The organism is Kitasatospora sp. NPDC028055, assembly GCF_040637885.1.
Classification (GTDB): Bacteria; Actinomycetota; Actinomycetes; order Streptomycetales; family Streptomycetaceae; genus Kitasatospora.
On the sequence record NZ_JBEZXE010000002.1, the window covers coordinates 131,258 to 146,930 of the forward strand.

14 protein-coding genes are annotated in these 15,673 nt (G+C 72.4%); 6 read left to right on the plus strand and 8 right to left on the minus strand.

Annotated elements, in window-relative coordinates:
* Nucleotides 1-9 precede the first annotated feature (9 nt).
* Entirely contained in the window at nucleotides 10-636 is a 627-nt protein-coding gene (locus AB0F71_RS04525; RefSeq protein WP_360228033.1) for an exonuclease, read from the plus strand.
* On the opposite strand, the gene AB0F71_RS04530 is transcribed toward AB0F71_RS04525, so the two are convergent.
* Both AB0F71_RS04530 and AB0F71_RS04535 read right to left on the minus strand, forming a co-directional pair.
* On the minus strand, nucleotides 623-1,711 hold the full coding sequence (locus AB0F71_RS04530; RefSeq protein WP_360228036.1) for a PP2C family protein-serine/threonine phosphatase: 1,089 nt from the start codon (nucleotides 1,709-1,711) through the stop codon (nucleotides 623-625). The two genes, AB0F71_RS04525 and AB0F71_RS04530, sit on opposite strands and share 14 nt — an antisense overlap.
* 231 nt (nucleotides 1,712-1,942) lie before the next feature.
* The gene (locus AB0F71_RS04535; RefSeq protein WP_360228039.1) at nucleotides 1,943-3,160 is read right to left on the minus strand and encodes a cytochrome P450; all 1,218 of its coding nucleotides are present in this window, start codon (nucleotides 3,158-3,160) and stop codon (nucleotides 1,943-1,945) included.
* Nucleotides 3,161-3,311: 151 nt separating this feature from the next.
* Here AB0F71_RS04535 and AB0F71_RS04540 point away from each other — a divergent pair, with 151 nt between their 5' ends.
* A complete protein-coding gene (locus tag AB0F71_RS04540; RefSeq protein ID WP_360228042.1) occupies nucleotides 3,312-3,668 on the plus strand; it encodes an arsenate reductase family protein in 357 nt (118 codons plus the stop codon).
* Between the two features lie 93 nt (nucleotides 3,669-3,761).
* On the opposite strand, the gene AB0F71_RS04545 is transcribed toward AB0F71_RS04540, so the two are convergent.
* Nucleotides 3,762-4,232 carry a pyridoxamine 5'-phosphate oxidase family protein gene (locus AB0F71_RS04545; RefSeq protein WP_360228045.1) on the minus strand — a complete coding sequence of 157 codons (471 nt, stop codon included), beginning with the start codon at nucleotides 4,230-4,232 and terminating at the stop codon, nucleotides 3,762-3,764.
* A gap of 95 nt (nucleotides 4,233-4,327) precedes the next feature.
* Here AB0F71_RS04545 and AB0F71_RS04550 point away from each other — a divergent pair, with 95 nt between their 5' ends.
* Both AB0F71_RS04550 and AB0F71_RS04555 read left to right on the plus strand, forming a co-directional pair.
* Nucleotides 4,328-4,912 carry a DUF1697 domain-containing protein gene (locus AB0F71_RS04550; RefSeq protein WP_360228048.1) on the plus strand — a complete coding sequence of 195 codons (585 nt, stop codon included), beginning with the start codon at nucleotides 4,328-4,330 and terminating at the stop codon, nucleotides 4,910-4,912.
* A 173-nt stretch (nucleotides 4,913-5,085) separates the two neighbouring features.
* A complete protein-coding gene (locus tag AB0F71_RS04555; protein ID WP_360228051.1) occupies nucleotides 5,086-5,631 on the plus strand; it encodes a DUF1707 and FHA domain-containing protein in 546 nt (181 codons plus the stop codon).
* A 34-nt stretch (nucleotides 5,632-5,665) separates the two neighbouring features.
* Here AB0F71_RS04555 and AB0F71_RS04560 read toward each other — a convergent pair whose 3' ends face one another.
* The gene (locus AB0F71_RS04560) at nucleotides 5,666-6,628 is read right to left on the minus strand and encodes a DUF1152 domain-containing protein (RefSeq protein WP_360228054.1); all 963 of its coding nucleotides are present in this window, start codon (nucleotides 6,626-6,628) and stop codon (nucleotides 5,666-5,668) included.
* Between the two features lie 69 nt (nucleotides 6,629-6,697).
* Here AB0F71_RS04560 and AB0F71_RS04565 point away from each other — a divergent pair, with 69 nt between their 5' ends.
* Nucleotides 6,698-7,309, plus strand: coding sequence for a hypothetical protein (locus AB0F71_RS04565; RefSeq protein ID WP_360228057.1), 612 nt, complete (start codon nucleotides 6,698-6,700; stop codon nucleotides 7,307-7,309).
* 137 nt (nucleotides 7,310-7,446) lie between these two features.
* Here AB0F71_RS04565 and AB0F71_RS04570 read toward each other — a convergent pair whose 3' ends face one another.
* Together AB0F71_RS04570 and AB0F71_RS04575 are read right to left on the minus strand one after the other, a co-directional pair.
* Nucleotides 7,447-8,238, minus strand: coding sequence for a hemerythrin domain-containing protein (locus AB0F71_RS04570; RefSeq protein WP_360228060.1), 792 nt, complete (start codon nucleotides 8,236-8,238; stop codon nucleotides 7,447-7,449).
* A gap of 180 nt (nucleotides 8,239-8,418) precedes the next feature.
* Complete coding sequence (locus tag AB0F71_RS04575) at nucleotides 8,419-9,480, minus strand: alpha/beta hydrolase-fold protein (protein ID WP_360228063.1); 1,062 nt, start codon at nucleotides 9,478-9,480, stop codon at nucleotides 8,419-8,421.
* A 461-nt stretch (nucleotides 9,481-9,941) separates the two neighbouring features.
* On the opposite strand from AB0F71_RS04575, the gene AB0F71_RS04580 reads away from it, so the two are divergent.
* Complete coding sequence (locus tag AB0F71_RS04580) at nucleotides 9,942-10,694, plus strand: SDR family oxidoreductase (protein ID WP_360228066.1); 753 nt, start codon at nucleotides 9,942-9,944, stop codon at nucleotides 10,692-10,694.
* Between the two features lie 236 nt (nucleotides 10,695-10,930).
* Here AB0F71_RS04580 and AB0F71_RS04585 read toward each other — a convergent pair whose 3' ends face one another.
* A complete protein-coding gene (locus AB0F71_RS04585; RefSeq protein WP_360228069.1) occupies nucleotides 10,931-12,676 on the minus strand; it encodes a carbohydrate-binding module family 20 domain-containing protein in 1,746 nt (581 codons plus the stop codon).
* A 271-nt stretch (nucleotides 12,677-12,947) separates the two neighbouring features.
* The gene (locus AB0F71_RS04590; RefSeq protein ID WP_360228072.1) at nucleotides 12,948-15,278 is read right to left on the minus strand and encodes a M4 family metallopeptidase; all 2,331 of its coding nucleotides are present in this window, start codon (nucleotides 15,276-15,278) and stop codon (nucleotides 12,948-12,950) included.
* Nucleotides 15,279-15,673: the final 395 nt, after the last annotated feature.

The following is a 15,673-nucleotide window of genomic DNA, read 5'->3' on the forward strand; positions in this document are numbered from 1 at the left end:
GATGGGGGGATGGGGAAGAAGGAGCGGGTGGCGCCGACGGTGTACGTGTCGGTGGACGTGGAGGCGGACGGGCCGATTCCGGGGCCGTACTCGATGGTGAGCTTCGGGGCGGTGGTGGCCGGGTGGGACGACGGGGCGGGGTTTCGGCGGGCGGACGTCGTGGGGGCGGGGGCGGCGGGGTTCTACCGGGAGTTGCGGCCGATCAGTGCGGAGTGGGTGCCGGAGGCGCTGGCGGTGTCGGGGCTGGAGCGGGCCGCGCTGGAGGCGGGCGGGGCGGAGCCCGGGGTGGCGCTGCGGGAGTTCGGGCGCTGGGTGGAGCGGGTGCGGACCGGGCCGGACGGGCTGCGGTACCGGCCGGTGATGGTGGCGTACCCGGCCGTGTACGACTGGCAGTTCCTGTACTGGTACCTGATGCGGTTCACCGGCTCCAGCCCGTTCGGGCACTCCGGGTGCCTGGACCTCAAGACGCTGTACGCGGCGCGCGCGGGGGTGCCGTTCGCCGGGATCGGGAAGCGGTCGATGCCGGCGGAGCTGCTGCCGGACCTGCCGCACACCCACCACGCGCTGGACGACGCGCGGGAGCAGGCGGTGCTGTTCGCGAACCTGTGGGAGTGGGCCGGGGCTACTCGGGGGTGAGGGCGAGCACGGCGAGGTCGTCGGCGAGCAGGCCCGCGTACTGGTGGACGTCCCGGGCGAGGAAGGACACCACTCGCTCCGGCGCCGTACTGTCCAGGGCGGCCAGGCGCGGGGCGAGCGGGTAGAAGGCCCCGGTGGCGTCGCGGGCCTCGCTGACGCCGTCGGTGTAGAGCAGGACGGTGTACCCCGGGGGCAGGGCGACGGTCGTCGGCTTGGCGGGCTCGTCCTCGGGGCGGAGGTGGCCCAGGCCGAGCGGGAGGTCGTCGGCGCAGGCCACCGGGGCGATGGTGCCCCGGCCCAGCAGCAACGGGGTGGTGTGGCCGCGGTTGACGAACTCCACGCAGTCGGTGCCCGGGCGGTACTGGAGCAGGACGGCGGTGACGAACAGCTCGTCGTCGCCGCAGTCGGCCGCGTCGCGCAGCACCGCGCGGTCCAGCTGGTCGGAGAGCTCGACCAGGCCCGGGGTGTCGTGGGCGGCCGCCCGGAAGGCGCCGAGCACGTCGGCGACGGTGCGGACCGCGCCGAGGCCCTTGCCGCGGACGTCCCCGAGCAGCACCCGGACGCCGAAGCGGGTGTCGCACACCTCGTAGAGGTCCCCGCCGACCAGCACCTCGGCCTGGGCCGGGCGGTACAGCCCGGCGACCCGCAGGCCGCCGGCGCGCTCCGGCACCGGTCGCAGCACCGTGCGTTGCAGGGTCTCGGCGACGGTGCGGGCCTGCAGCAGGGTGCGGTTCTGCCGGGTGCGCTGCCAGGACAGGGCGGTGCCCATCACCCCGGACAGCGCGGTGGCGATGTACACCCAGACGTGGTGCTGCTCGTTGACGTGGCCCGCGCGCAGGGCCAGCAGCAGTTGGAGGGCCAGCGCGCCGCCCGTGCTGGTGGCGGTCAGCACCGGGCCGTAGCTGAACGCGGCCACCACGGGCAGGGCGGTGAGCAGGAAACCGGCCGCCACCGCGTCCGGGACGACGGCCTCGGTGACCAGGTCCAGGAGCAGCAGGACCACCGGCAGCCAGGGCACCCAGCGCGGCACCCGGGACTGCGCGACCGCGAGCTGCGGCGGGCGGGGGGCGGACACGGCGGGGACCTCCTGCTGACCGGGCCTGGGCGATTTCGCCAGGGATGACCGGATTCGTCCCTCCATGCTCCCCCACGGACGGCCCGGTCACGAATGGCCGAACGTCCCGGGTTCCGGCGGGTGGGCCGGGGCGGCCCGGGCCGGGAGCGAACGGTCAGCGGACGGTCTGCGGAGGGTCAGCGGAGGGTCAGCGGAGGGTCAGCGGTCGGTCGGCGGTCGGTCAGCCGAGGGTCACCGGACGGTCACCGGCAGCGTCTCGTAACCGCGCAGGACCAGGCGGTCACGCCGGGTCGGGACACCGCCCTGGGCGAGCCTGGGGAAACGATCCAGCAGGGCGGGCACCGCGAGCTCGCCCTCCAGCCGGGCCAGCTGGTAACCCAGGCAGAAGTGGGTGCCACCGCCGAAGCTGAGCGGCTGGCTATCCGTACGGGACGGGTCGAACACCGTCGGCCGCTCGTACCGGGCCGGGTCGTGGTTGGCCGCGCCGATCAGCAGGGTCAGGCCGCTGCCGGCCGGGACGGGCAGCCCCTCGACCGACAGGCCCTCCTCCAGGGCGACCCGCGCGGTGGCCTGGACCGGGGAGTCGAAGCGCAGCACCTCGTCCGTGAACCCGGCCGGGGTGACCGCGCCGCTGCGCAGTCCGGCGGCCACCTCGGGATGGCGGAACAGCAGGGCGAGGCCGTTGCCGAGCAGGTTGGTGGTGGTCTCGAAACCGGCCACCAGCAGCAGCACCAGGTTGGCCAGCAGCTCGGCTCCGGACAGCCGCCCGCCGTCCTCCGCGGCGATCCGGGCCAGGTCGCTGACCAGGTCGTCCTGCGGGCGGGCCAGCCGTTCGGCGATCAGCGCGGTGAAGTAGTCGGACAGCTCGTCGGCGGCCCGGTCGGCGGCGTCCAGCTCGTCGAAGTCCTGGGTGACCTCCAGGGCGACGGTCAGGTCGGACGCGAGGTCGCGGAAGCGGTAGCGGTCCTGCTCGGGCACGCCGAGCAGCTCGCAGATCACGCCGACGGGCAGCCGGAAGGCGAAGGCGTCCATGAAGTCCACCGGGGAGCCGTCGGCCCCCTGCTCGGCCATCCCGTCCAGCAGCCGGCCGATCGCCGCCTCCACCGCGGGGCGCAGGGCGGCGACCCGGCGGGCGGTGAACACCGAGGCGATCAGCGAGCGGACCCGGGGCTGGTCGGGGGCGTTGCGCTGGAGGATCGAGCGGCCGAACAGGGCGAGCGAGGAGTGCTCGGCGAACTCCGGGGCGAGGCCGGCCGTCATGTCGGCGGTCGCGACGCCGAAGGCGGGCGTGCGGAGCACCCTGTTGACCGCCGCGTAGCCGCTCACCACGAACATGCCGTCCCCGGCCGGGGCCACCGGGCCGAGCTGGTGCGCCCTGGCGTAGAGCGGGTACGGGTCGGTCCTGACCTCCGTGGTCATCAGCTGCTCGATGATCGCGGCGCCGTCCATCTGGTGCTCCCCTCCGACGTGCTGGTTCCTGCCGACGTGCTGGTTCCTGGTTCGTGAACAGCGGGCGGGCACGGCGGAGTTCCCGGCGCCGGCGGGATCCGGCGACGTTGACGGTCCGGAGCCGGGCTGCGGCGCGGATAGGCTGGACGGTATGGAGATCTGGATCAACCCGCGTTGTGGCAAGTGCCGGACGGCGCTCAATGAGCTGACCGCCGCCGGGGCGGAGTTCACCGTGCGGCGCTACCTGGAGGACCCGCCGACCGTGGCCGAGCTGGAGCAGGTGCTGGAGCGCCTGGGCCTGGAGCCGTGGGACATCACCCGCACCGACGAGCCGGTCGCCAAGGAGCTGGGGATGAAGGGGTGGCCCCGGGAGGCCGGCGAGCGGGCGCGCTGGATCGCGGCGATGGCCGAGCACCCCGTGCTGATCCAGCGGCCGATCATCACCGCGGACGACGGGCACGCCGTCGTGGCCCGGACTCCCGAGGCGCTCAAGTCGGTTCTGCCGTAGGCGTCAAGGTCGGTCGCAGCCGGTACGGCCTGCGGTAGGCGTTCCGTTCTGCCGTGGGCGCTCCGGGCGGCGGTAGCGTTCCGGGCCGATCGGTCAGTGGAGCTGGGTCCGCTCCACCGGCCGGCCCGGGTGCCAGTTGAGGACCCACAGGGCGTCGCCGTCCAGGCTGGTGTGCACCACCTGCTGGATGTCCAGCCGGAAGAGGTGGAACGGGGTGGGCGGCGGCTCCGGAAGGTCGGCCGCGAAGGCGGCGAGCTCGTTCTCGTCGGTGACCTCCACCGCGCGGCCGGAGAGCTTGGAGTCCCCGCCGGCCATGGTCTCGTCGCCCGGGTGGGCGTGCAGCGCGAACCGCGCGTCCCGCTGGAGGTCGCGCGCCTTGACCGCGCCGTACATCGACCCGAGCCAGGCGTCGGCGCCGACGAAGTCGACCTCCGACCCGCTCACCCGGGGTGAGCCGTCCTTGCGCAGCGTCGCCAGAACGTGGTGCTTGTTGGCGTCGAAACGGGCCCGTACCAGGGCCGCGAGTTCGGGTTCCTCGTGCTCGAAATCCTGCCAGGTAGCCATGGCGCCAGTCTGGCACCCGGCACTGACGACCGCCGGGTACGAACGGCGGGATTCGACGGGCGGGCGTTGTCGGCGGGCGGTGCCAGACTGGCGGGGTGACCAGCACAAGATCATCCGCGTCCACGAACGCGTCGAACGCCTCCACCCAGTACATCGCGTTCCTGCGCGCCATCAACGTCGGCGGCCGCACGGTGAAGATGGAGCGGCTGCGGGCGCTCTTCACCGAGCTGGGGCTGGGCGACGTCCGCTCGTACATCCAGACCGGGAACGTCTTCTTCCGCACCGACGAACCCGACCGGGCCGCGCTGACCGCGCGGATCGAGGCGCACCTGGAGCAGGCGCTCGGCTACCCGGTGCCGGTGCTGCTGCGGACGGTCGACGAGGTGGCCGCGCTGCTCGCCGCCGAGCCGTTCCGGGGCGTCGAGGTCACCCCGGACGTCCGGCTGGTGATCGCCTTCCTCTCCGAGCCGCTGCCGGCCGAGCTCGCCGGGCCGCACCGCTCGCCGAAGGGCGACTTCGAGGTGCTGGGCACCGATCCGGGCGCGGCGTACGTGGTGGTCCACCTCCAGGACGGCAAGTGGGTCACCAGAGAGATGTTCGGCAAGTCGTACCGGGGCGCGGTGACCTCCCGGTTCCTGCACACCACGGAGAAGATCCTGGCCGCCGCCCGGAAGGGCTGACCGCCCGCCCCGGGCGACGTGCGGCGGCCGGGCGACGGCCGGGCGGGAAGCACCCCGGCGGAGCGGGAACCGCGCAGGTGGAGCGGGCGTCTGTCGCACAGTGAGGTACGAACCCCGCGCCGGTACCCCGCGCGATCTGGACAGTCGAAGCCGGTCGAACCGACAATCGGGCCATGACGCAGCCTGAGCTCCCCACCGGCGCCGTCCGGCCCTCCGACGCCGAACGGGACCAGGCGCTCGGGCTGCTCCGGGACGGCGCGGGCAGCGGCCGGTTGTCGCACGACACCTTCCTCGGGCGGATGGACATCGTCCTCCAGGCCACCAGCCGCGGCGAGTTGGACGCGGCGGTGGCCGGGCTGCCCACCGGCGGGCCGGTCGAGCGCTTCGTCCTGCGGACGGTCGGCCGGGCCTCCGCCTTCGGCACCCGGCTGAACCGGGCCTGGCGCACCGAGCGGCTGCCCGGGCTGAGCCTGCCGCAGGCCGGGGCGGGACTGCTGACGATCGGCCGGATCCCCGGCTCGGGGCTGCGGCTGCACGACGCCTCGGTCTCCCGGCACCACGCTGAGTTGCGGCACGAGAACGGCGGTTGGGTGCTGTACGACCTCGGGTCGACCAACGGCACCCATGTGAACGGGCGGCGGATCGCGGGCGGGATCCCGGTACGGCCGGGCGACCAGGTGCGGTTCGGGAACCTGGAGTTCCGGCTCGCACCGCACTGAGCCGCGGCGGCACCGGGCAGCCGACGGCCCCGGGTCAGTGCGGGAACTGCCGGGGCGGCCGCTGGCTGGGCAGCTCGTCCCGGAACTCCTCGATCAGGGTGGAGATCTGGCGGGTCACCACGGTGTGCTCCAGCCGGTCCAGGTAGCGGTTCTCGGCGGCCAGCGCCTCGACCGTGACGCCGAAGTAGAGCGTCATCAGCGGATTGACGAAGAGCTGCTCGCCCTTGGTCCGCTCGGTGAACTGCACGTCGCCGAACTCGCCGCGCAGCGCCGCCGCCACCGAGCCGTTGACGATGCTGGGGTGCTTCGGGAAGGCGGCCCGGGCGTGCTCGACGGCGTCCAGGTAGAGCGCGCCCTCCCGGCTGCCGCGCGGGATGGAGAAGGCACCGAGGTAGCCGCCGGCCCGGTCGATCGCGGCGAGGTTCTCCAGCACCAGGGCGTGGTTGACGCCGTGGTGGGCGTCGATGCCGAAGCCCAGGCAGGCGACCAGCCGTTCCGGCACCTCCGTCAGGCCCGCCACGGCGGCCAGGCTCGCCATGTCCTCCTCGGGCGTGCCGAGTCCCATCTCGTCGCCGCGCATCAGGATGTCGGTGCCGCCGTCCACCAGCAGGACCGCGTCCACGCCCAGGTGGGCGACCAGTCTGCGGTAGGCCTCGCGGAGCAGTCTGACGCCCACCGTCGGGAAGGCCCACACCGTGTCGGGCATCCCGTGCAGCCGCAGCCAGCGGGCCAGCGTGCGTTCCGGGAAGTAGCCCTCGGGCGCGGGGGTATCGGGTCCGATCCTGGCCACGTCGGGCTCGTGCCAGACCTCGCCGGGCAGCCCGTAGAGGTGGGTGAAGGAGAGGTTGGCCAGGTGCACCTCCTTGCCGGCGGCCCGCAGGGCCAGGGCGATCGGGAGTCCGGCGTAGACGTCGAAACCGCCGCCGGCGCCGGCGACCAGGATGCGCTCGGCGGCCAGCAGCCGGGTGATCAGCGGGGGTTGCAGCAGAGAGGTCACCGCCGGACGGTAGCGCACGGGTGGTGGCCTCGGTCCGGAATTGTCAGTGCCGGGTGCCAGGATGCGGACATGACCCAGGATGCGGGCATGGCCCAGGACACGGCACTCACCCCCGACGTGCTGCTCGAAGCCCAGGAGCGGGCTCGCGAGTTGATCCGGTGCGGCTTCCAGGAGCCGGACGAGATAGCCGAGTCCCTGGTCGAGGTCCTCGACGACCAGGGGCTGACGCAGGAGGAGGCGGAGCGGATCGTCGCTCCGCTGTGGGAGGAACGGCTGGCCGAGCAGGCGCACTGGCCGGAGCTCACGGACGTGGACCGACTGGCGCAGGCCTTCGACCTCCTGGAGGACCAGGGCATCGTCGCGGCGATGGACTTCACCTGCTGCGCCGCCTGCGGCTACGCGGAGATCGGCGGCGAGGCGGAGGAGGACTCGCGGGGCTTCGTCTTCTTCCACCAGCAGGACACCGAAGCGGCCGCGGCCGGGCGCGGGCTGATGCTGCGCTACGGCGGCTTCCACACCGGGGAGGAGCCGGACGGGGCCGCGGAGCAGCGGACGGTGGAGATCGGCCGGGCCGTGGTGGCCGCGGTGGAGGCGGTCGGCCTTCCGGTGGAGTGGGACGGCTCGCCGCACACGGCGATCCGGGTCGCTCCGCTGGAGTGGCTCAACCGCCTGCCGGAGTAGGCGCGGCCGCGCGCCGGGGAGCGCCAACGTGTGCTGCGGGCTGGGGTCACGGCTCCGACGCGGCTCGGCCGGGCGCGGGCATATGTCTTCGGCACGTGCCACGCGCGTAGATCGACGACCCGCGAAAGGACCGGCGCTCAGTCGACCAGGCTCCCCAGGCCGCCGCCGGCCGCGCCCTCGCCCGCCGCCCCCCACAGCGGCGCGGTGCAGCGCTGGTAGGTCGCCTGCCAGTGCGGCCAGTTGCGGGCCACGTCGTCGTCGCACTCGGCCAGCAGCCGCTCCACCAGCACCGGGTCGACCCCGTCCAGCAGCCAGGCCAGCGCGTCCGCCGTACCCGGACCGTCCGCCCCGCGCAGCAGGTCGAGCAGTTCGGCGAGGCCGCCGAGCCGGGAGCTGTCGGGCACCACCAGCTCCATCCTGGGCAGCAACTGCCGCTCCTCGATCCGCAGGTGGGTCTCCAGCCGGGCGGCCAGGTCCTCCATCGCGTAGGCGACCGGCCAGGCGCTGCCGGTGTCCCGGCTGGCGATCCGGACCAGCGTGGTGACCCGGGTGAAGGAGTGGTCCAGGTTGTGGTGGTCGGCCTCCAGCCAGTTGAGCAGCAGCCGCAGCTCGGGCGCGAAGCGCCGCACGATCGGCCAGATCCGGGTGTCCTGCTGCTCGTGGTGGCAGGTCAGCATGGCGGTCATGAAGGTCCAGTGCCGCAGCACGGCCTCGCCCTTGTCCTCCTCGTCGGGCTGGAGCAGCCGCAGCGCGTTGGGCAGTCGTGCGAGGTCCCGGCGCAGGGCGGCGTGCACCAGCCGCAGGCCGGCGAACCGGACGGTGACCGGCTCCTCGTCCGTGGCCGGCCCGTACGCGTCCCGGGGGTCGACTCCGGTCTCCCCCTGGGCGGGGACGGAGACGGCGGGCGGAGGCAGCAGGTGGATCGGCATGGCACTCTCTTCACGGCTGGTGAGGACGGAGGGGCGGCCGGTGAGGACCGCCCCATCCAAGGTGCTCGCAGTCGATCAGAAGCGAATCAATGTCCGATTGACGCGCAGGTCACGGGCCTGCGCGGGGGCCTGCGCGGGGGCGGGGCGGCTGCTGCGACCGCCCCTCCCAGGAGCCCCGGATCACTCCGAGGCCGGGCCCTCCAGGTTGGCGCTGAGCCACTGCAGGGTGTCCGGGATCATCTTCTTGAAGTCCGAGGTCAGGTGCTTGCCGCCGGGCTGCTCGTAGTACTGGATGGTCACCGGGGCGACGGCCTTGGCCACCCAGCTCTTGACCAGGTCCTTCTCGTAGCCGTTGGCCCCGCCGGCGGTGACGTACATCTTCACGTCGGCCTTGCCCTGGGTGATGAGCAGGTTGGGGTTGTTGGCCGCCTTCTCGGCGTCGTGGCCCTTCCACAGCCCGGAGTCCGGGATGAAGTAGCCGTCGATCGGCACGGCGGCCTTGTAGACGTCCGGGTACTGGAGGGCCATCTTGGCGCTGCAGAAGCCGCCGGTGGAGGCGCCCATCACGCCCCAGCTGTCGCGGCCCTTCAAGGTGCGGAAGTTGGCGCGGACCCAGGCCGGGATGTCCTCGGCCATCCAGGTGCCCATCTTCGGCTGGCCCGGGATGTCGGAGCAGTCCAGCGCGTTCTTCTCGTCGCTGTTGAAGTTCTGCACCGGCATGATCATGATGAACGGGTGGGCCTTGCCCTGCTTGGCCAGCTGCTCGTCCACCTCCTGGATCGGCAGCTGGTTGTCGGTCCAGGTGTTGTAGCCGTTGCTCTGGCCGCCCGCGTAGAGGGTCAGCACCGGGAAGCCGGTCTTGGCGAACTTGGGGTCGTTGTACTCGGGCGGCAGCCAGACCCAGACCTGGCCGGTGACGCCGGACTTCGCGCCGGTCACCTTGGTCATCATGATCGGGCCGGCGGCGGTGTCGCGGACCTTGTTGAGGCTGGCGGCCGGGCCGGTCGGCATCAGCACCTTCCCGCCGCCCGGGGTGGGCTGGTCGGCGGCGGGCGTCCCGGGGGCAGCGCTGCCCGTGGCGCTCGGGCTGCCCGCTCCGGTGGTCGCCGCCGGGGTGCCGTCGGCCGAGGAACCGTTCCCCTTCCCGCCGTCGGACCCTCCGCAGGCCGCGAGCGAGGCGGCCAGGGTGAGCACGGCGGCGCCGGTCAGGACGGCACGGGAACGGGACGACTGCCTAAGCACGGTGAGGACTCTCCGACCGATGTCGCGCCCGGTCCGTCTGACCGGGCGGCGGCCCCCCGGTGGGGCCGGACAGGCCCGGGGGCGCGGGCGCTGTGCGGTCCCCGGAGCGGTGGTGCGCCGTCCGTCGCGGAAGGGCACCTTCCTGCGATCTTATGACGTGGCCCGGGGCGGGCCGGTTGCGAGGTGGCCACCGGAAATCCAATGTTTGTTCGCGATCAGGTAAAGGCCTTCACCGTGCCCGCCGGACGGCGGGGGCCGCACGGCGGGGAGCACGGGCACCGGCCCGTCCGGCCGTCCGGGTTTTGGATGCTTTGCCCAGTGACGGTGGCCTCCACATCCGGAACGATCGCTTCGGCACGCTCTTCGACCGGCTCCGGGAAGAGTGTGACCGTACCGGTACCGAACCACTGAACCGCCGAACCACTGAACCGCCGAACCGCCGAGCCACCGAGGAGAGCGCCATGCTGGAGCAGATCGCCGTCGTCACCGGAGCCGGGAGCGGCGTCGGCCGGGCCGTCGCGGTGGAGCTGGCCGCGGCCGGTTGGCGGCTGGTGCTGGCCGGACGCCGGGCCGAGCAGCTGCACGGAACGGCCGCGGCCTTCCCCGCGGGCGTGCTGCCCGCCGACGTGGTGCCGACCGACGTCACCGACCCGGCCGCGGTGGACGCGCTGTTCGCGACGGCCGTCGAGCACCACGGCCGGGTGGACCTGCTGTTCAACAACGCGGGAACCTTCGGCCCGGCCGTCCCGGTGGACGAGCTGGCGGTCGAGGACTGGCGGGCGGTGGTCGACCTCAACCTGACCGGCGCCTTCCTCTGCGCCCGGGCCGCCTTCCGGCAGATGCGGGCCCAGTCCCCGCAGGGCGGCCGGATCATCAACAACGGCTCGATCTCCGCGCACGTCCCGCGTCCGCAGTCGATCGCCTACACCGCGACCAAGCACGCGGTCACCGGCCTGACCAAGTCGCTCTCGCTGGACGGCCGCCCGTACCGGATCGCCTGCGGCCAGATCGACATCGGCAACGCGGCGACCGACATGACCGCCGCGATGAGCGCCGGGGTGCGGCAGGCGGACGGCCGGATCGCGCCCGAGCCGACCATGGACGTGGCGGACGTGGCCCGCACCGTGCGGCACATGGCGGCGCTGCCGCTGGAGGCCAATGTGCAGTTCGCCACCGTGATGGCGACGACGATGCCGTACATCGGGCGGGGCTGAGGCCGCCCTTGAGGCCCGCCCCCGGGCCCGCCCTCGGGAGCGCCCGGCAGCAGGGCGCTCACTCGTCGTGCGAGTGGCGGTACCGCAGCCCGCCGTCCCGCCGCTCCAACCGGTAGACGCTGGTGGTCGGCCCGGGAGGTTTGAAACGGTGCGGCCACTCACACGGGCGACCCCCGTCAGCCGTGGGCTGACGGGGGTCTCGGGTACGGACGAGCAGAGCGCGGGCGCGCAGAGCGCTACGGCCGCCAGGTGTCGTTCAGGGTGACGTTCCCCGAGCCCGGCACCGTCGCCGTCCGGTTGGCGCCGGACTCCCAGGTCACCGCCCCGCTCGCGTCCTTGCGCAGGTACTTGTACTGGAAGGACGTGCCGGCCGGCAGCGAGAGCGCCAGCGACCAGACCGGGTACCCGGCCGAGGACAGCGGCAGCGCCTTGGCCGGGTCCCAGCCGCCGAGCGCCGCGGCGTCGCCGACCACGTACAGGTTCTGCCCGTACGAGGTGGTCGCGTTGACGTTGAAGGAGGCGCCGGACACCGCCGTGCCGGGCTGGACGTACAGCGCCACCGCGTCGCCCGCGCCGACCGTCGCGGTGAACTGCCCGTTGGCGCCCACCTGGTACGTCGGACCGGTGCAGCCCCCGCCGGGCTGCGGGTCGCCGTGCTGGACGTCGCAGTACGTCCCGGCCGGCAGCCCGGTCTGGAAGGTCTGGGTGATCGCGCCGCTCTCGTGGTTGATCGCGACGTAGCCCCGGTTGCCGCGGCCGAAGGCGATCGCGTTGTTGCCGTTGGACCACCAGTCGGTCACCCCGGTGCCGGCGACGGCGTTGCGGAAGCCGACCATGTTGGCGATCTGCCGCCAGGCGTGGGTGCAGTTCCAGCCGTCCTGGTAGCAGGCGTTGACGGTGCCGCCGTTGGGCGGGCCGTCGTCGTTGCTGGTGAAGCCGTAGCCCGAGTAGACGTTGGGCGAGCCGTAGGTCGAGGCCAGCAGGAAGACGTTGGCCAGGGTGTAGGTGCTGCCGTAGGTGTAGTTGAGGGTGGAGCCGTTGCGCTCGGTGTCCCAGTTGTCGACGAAGCTGCGCGCCTGGCCGCTCGGCAGGTAGCCCCAGGAGGCGCCCCAGGTGCTGAGGTTGGCGAGCTTGTCGCCGGTGAAGACGCGCTTGAGGTCGGTGCCGACCCGGAACTCGTCGACGTCGCCGTTGCCGGTGTACTCGGTGGGCTGGACGGGCTCGCCCGCGCCGTAGATGACCTCCTGCACCCAGTAGGCGCCGGGGTTGGCCATCTTGGCCTTGATCGCGGCGAGGTCGGTGGCGGCGATGTGCTTGGCGGCGTCGATCCGGTAGCCGTCGACGCCGAGCGAGCCGAGGTCGTCCAGGTAGTGGGCGATGGTGGTCCGGACGTGGTCGCTGCCGGTGTCCAGGTCGGCGAGGTTGACCAGCTCGCAGTTCTGGACGTTACTGCGGTCCTGGTAGTTGCTGATCGGCTGGCGGCAGCTGTGGAAGTCCTGGTCCTGGTACGTGCCGGGGTAGTTGTACTTGGTGTACGCGGTGCCGCCGGTGCCGGTGCCGGAGCCGGCCGTCATGTGGTTGACGACGGCGTCGGCGATCACCTTCACCCCGGCCGCGTGGCAGGTGTCCACCATGTTCTTGAAGGACGTGCGGTCGCCGAGCCGTCCGGCGATCCGGTAGCTGACCGGCTGGTACGAGGTCCACCACTGCGGGCCCTGGATGTGCTCCTGGGGCGGCGACACCTCGACGAAGCCGTAGCCCTTCGGCCCGAGGGTGGTGGTGCAGGCCTGGGCGACCGAGTCGAAGCGCCACTCGAAGAGGGTGGCGGTGACGTCCTTGCCGTTGTTCGCGGGCGGGGCGGCCTGCGCGGCGGGGGCGCCGAGGGCGGTGCCGAGCGAGAGGGCGAGCGCCGCCGAGGCGGCGAGCGCACCGGCCGTGCGGGCGGGCCTACGGGCGGGCCTGCGGGTGGGGGTGGCGACCACGTTGTCTCCTGGGGGTGGCTGGGGTGGGGGCAGCCGGGGGCGAAACTGCAAGAAGCTTCTGTAACTTGCCGGAAACTTGCAGCGCTGAACCTAGGGCGACCGGAACAGACCGTCAAGGTCCCGGGAGATACGTTTCTGCATCAACGCGGAGCAGAGCCCGAGCAAAGCCCCACCAGAGCCCCGCCCCGGAGCACGACAAGGGCCCGGCAGCCGTAGCCGCCGGGCCCCTCACCTGTCCTGGTTCACCGGCCCCTCAGGAGCCGGTGCGACCTCAGCCGGTCTGGACGGAGGTGTCGTCGATCACGAAGCTCGTCTGCAGCGAGGAGTCCTCGGTGCCGGTGAACTTCACGGTGACCGTCTGGCCCGCGTAGGCCGAGAGGTCGAAGGTGCGCTGCTGGTAGCCCGCCGCGGCGTCCACGTTCGAGTAGGTCTTGAGCGTGGTGCCGTTGACCGACACGGTCAGCTTGTCGTACGCGGTGCTGCCGGTCTCGGCGGTGTCGATGTGCAGCCAGAAGCTCAGCGTGGCCTTGCAGCCGGCCGGGATGCTCACCGTCTGGGACAGCGTGTCGGTGTGGGTGCTGCCGTAGCCGTCCAGGTACGCCTTCCAGCTACCGCCGTGGGACGGCTCCGAGGAGCCGTTGTCGATCACGCCGCTGGACGCGGTCCACGGCGCGGCCGTGCCGGTCTCGAAGCCCGGGTTGCCGAGCAGCTGGGCCGGGGTGCACGAGCCGCCGCCACCACCGGTGACCGTCCAGGTGAAGCTGGTCGTACCGGACTTGCCGGCCGAGTCCTTCACCGTGACCGTCACGTTGGAGCTGCCCGCCGCGGTCGGCGAGCCGGTGATCACGCCGGTCGAGGCGTTGATGGCCAGGCCGGCCGGCAGCCCGCTCGCCGAGTAGGACAGCGGCGCCGTCCCGCCCGAGGCCTTGATCTGCAGGTTGACCGAGCCGCCCACCGCGGTGGACTGGTTGCCCGGGTTGGTGACGCTGACGCCGCCCGGGTTGGGCAGCGAGCCGACGTTGACGGCGGCCCAGGCGGTGGCGACCGCGTTGTACTCGGCGCTGTTGGCGCCGTACAGGTCGGTGGCCGCGTTCAGGGTCGCGGTGCGGGCGGCGGCGTAGTCGGTGGTGGAGGTCATGTAGGCGGTGAGCGCCTTGTACCAGACCTGCGCCGCCTTGTCGCGGCCGATGCCGGTGACGGTGATGTTGTTGACCGTCGGGCTGTTGTAGCTGACGCCGTTGATCACCTTGGCGCCGCTGCCCTCGGCCAGCAGGTAGAAGAAGTGGTTGGCCACGCCGGACGAGTAGTGGACGTCCAGGTTGCCGACGCCCGAGTACCAGGAGTCGGCCGAGGTGCCGTCCTTGGAGGGCTTGTCCATGTAGCGCAGCGGCGTGCCGTTGCCGTTGATGTCGATGAGCTCGCCGATGAGGTAGTCCGGCACGTCCTTCTGCAGGTTCGCGTAGAACTCGACCATCGTGCCCATGATGTCGGAGGTGGCCTCGTTGAGGCCGCCGGACTCGCCCGAGTAGTTCAGGTTGGCGGTGGCCGAGGTGACGCCGTGGCTCATCTCGTGGCCGGAGACGTCGAGTTCGGTCAGCGGGTGGGTGTCGCCGGAGCCGTCGCCGTACGTCATGCAGAAGCAGCCGTCGTCCCAGAACGCGTTGACGTAGCCGGTGTCGTAGTGCACCCGGCTCATCGCGCCGACGCCGTCGTTCTTGATGCCGCTGCGGCCGAAGGTGTTCTTGTAGAAGTCCCAGGTGGCGGCGGCGCCGTACTGGGCGTCGACGGCGGCCGACTCACGGTTGCTGGCCTGGCCGTTGCCCCAGGTGTCGGAGGACTTGGAGAACAGCGTGCCGTTGCCGGAGGTGCCGTTCTTCATGTCGGTGGTGTACTGGCCGCCGCGGGTGGCGTCCTTGAGCGAGTAGGTGGAGCCGCTCTGGGTGGTGGTCAGCGGGACGGTGCCGACGAAGACGCCGTTGCCGCTGCCGCGCTTGATGCCGTCCGCCTTGCTGAGCACGGCACCGGTCTTGGCGTCGGTGACGACGTGCAGCTTGCTCGGGGTGCCGTCCGACTCGCGGCCGTTGACCACGGTCTCGTAGGCGAGCTTCGGGGTGCCGTCCGCGGCCCAGACGACCAGCCGGGGCGCGCCCTCGACGGTGCCCTGCTCGGCGGCGAGCGCGGCCTCCTGGGCCTTCGGCGCGGCCAGCGCGGGGGTGGTGTCGACGCCCGCGAGGTTGGCCTCGCTGGCCTTGGTCACGCTCTTGGTGGCGCCGGCGGAGTCCTGGTGGACGATCAGGTCGCCGCCGAGGACGGGGAGCCCGGCGTAGGTGCGCTCGTAGCGCAGGTGGCGAGCGCCGTTGGCGTCCTGGACGACGTCCTTGGTGACCAGCTGCTCCTTGCCGTCCAGACCGAGCGCCTGGGCCAGGGAGGCGGTCTGCTGGTTCGCGGAGGCGATCAGCGCGGCCCGGCTGGCCTGCTGGGTGGCGACGGCGGTCGGCGCGTCCGGAGCCGCCTGCGCGATCACCGGTATGCCGGTGACCAGCAGCGCGGTGGTGGCGGCCATGACAACCGCTGCCTTCCGGACGTGGGCGTGACGTGACATGCGGACTCCTTTTCCGACCGGCAGACCGGGTGGATCGACCCGGCGTGCGCGGTGGAGAGAACCTGGGCCGCGGTTGCGGCGCAGTGGGGGCCCCCGCCGGGTGCAACGGGGGTGCGGTTGCGGTGCTTTGCATGGCATTGCGTTGCGCTTTGCGTCGGCGTTGCAGTGCCTTGCCGTGCGGTGCCGTGCGGTGCCGTGCGGTGCGGAGCGGTGCAATGCGGTACGGGAGGCGCTGCACCTGAACTCGGGCAGCTGCACCGGGGGGTGGGGCCCCCTCGTCTGCAGCCGGAGGAATCGTGGCAGCAAACGCGCCGTTAATGACAGATGCATGCCACTGATTGGCCGATTATTTACCGAAACCGTATGCAGGACGCTTAGTCAGTTGTGTTACGGCA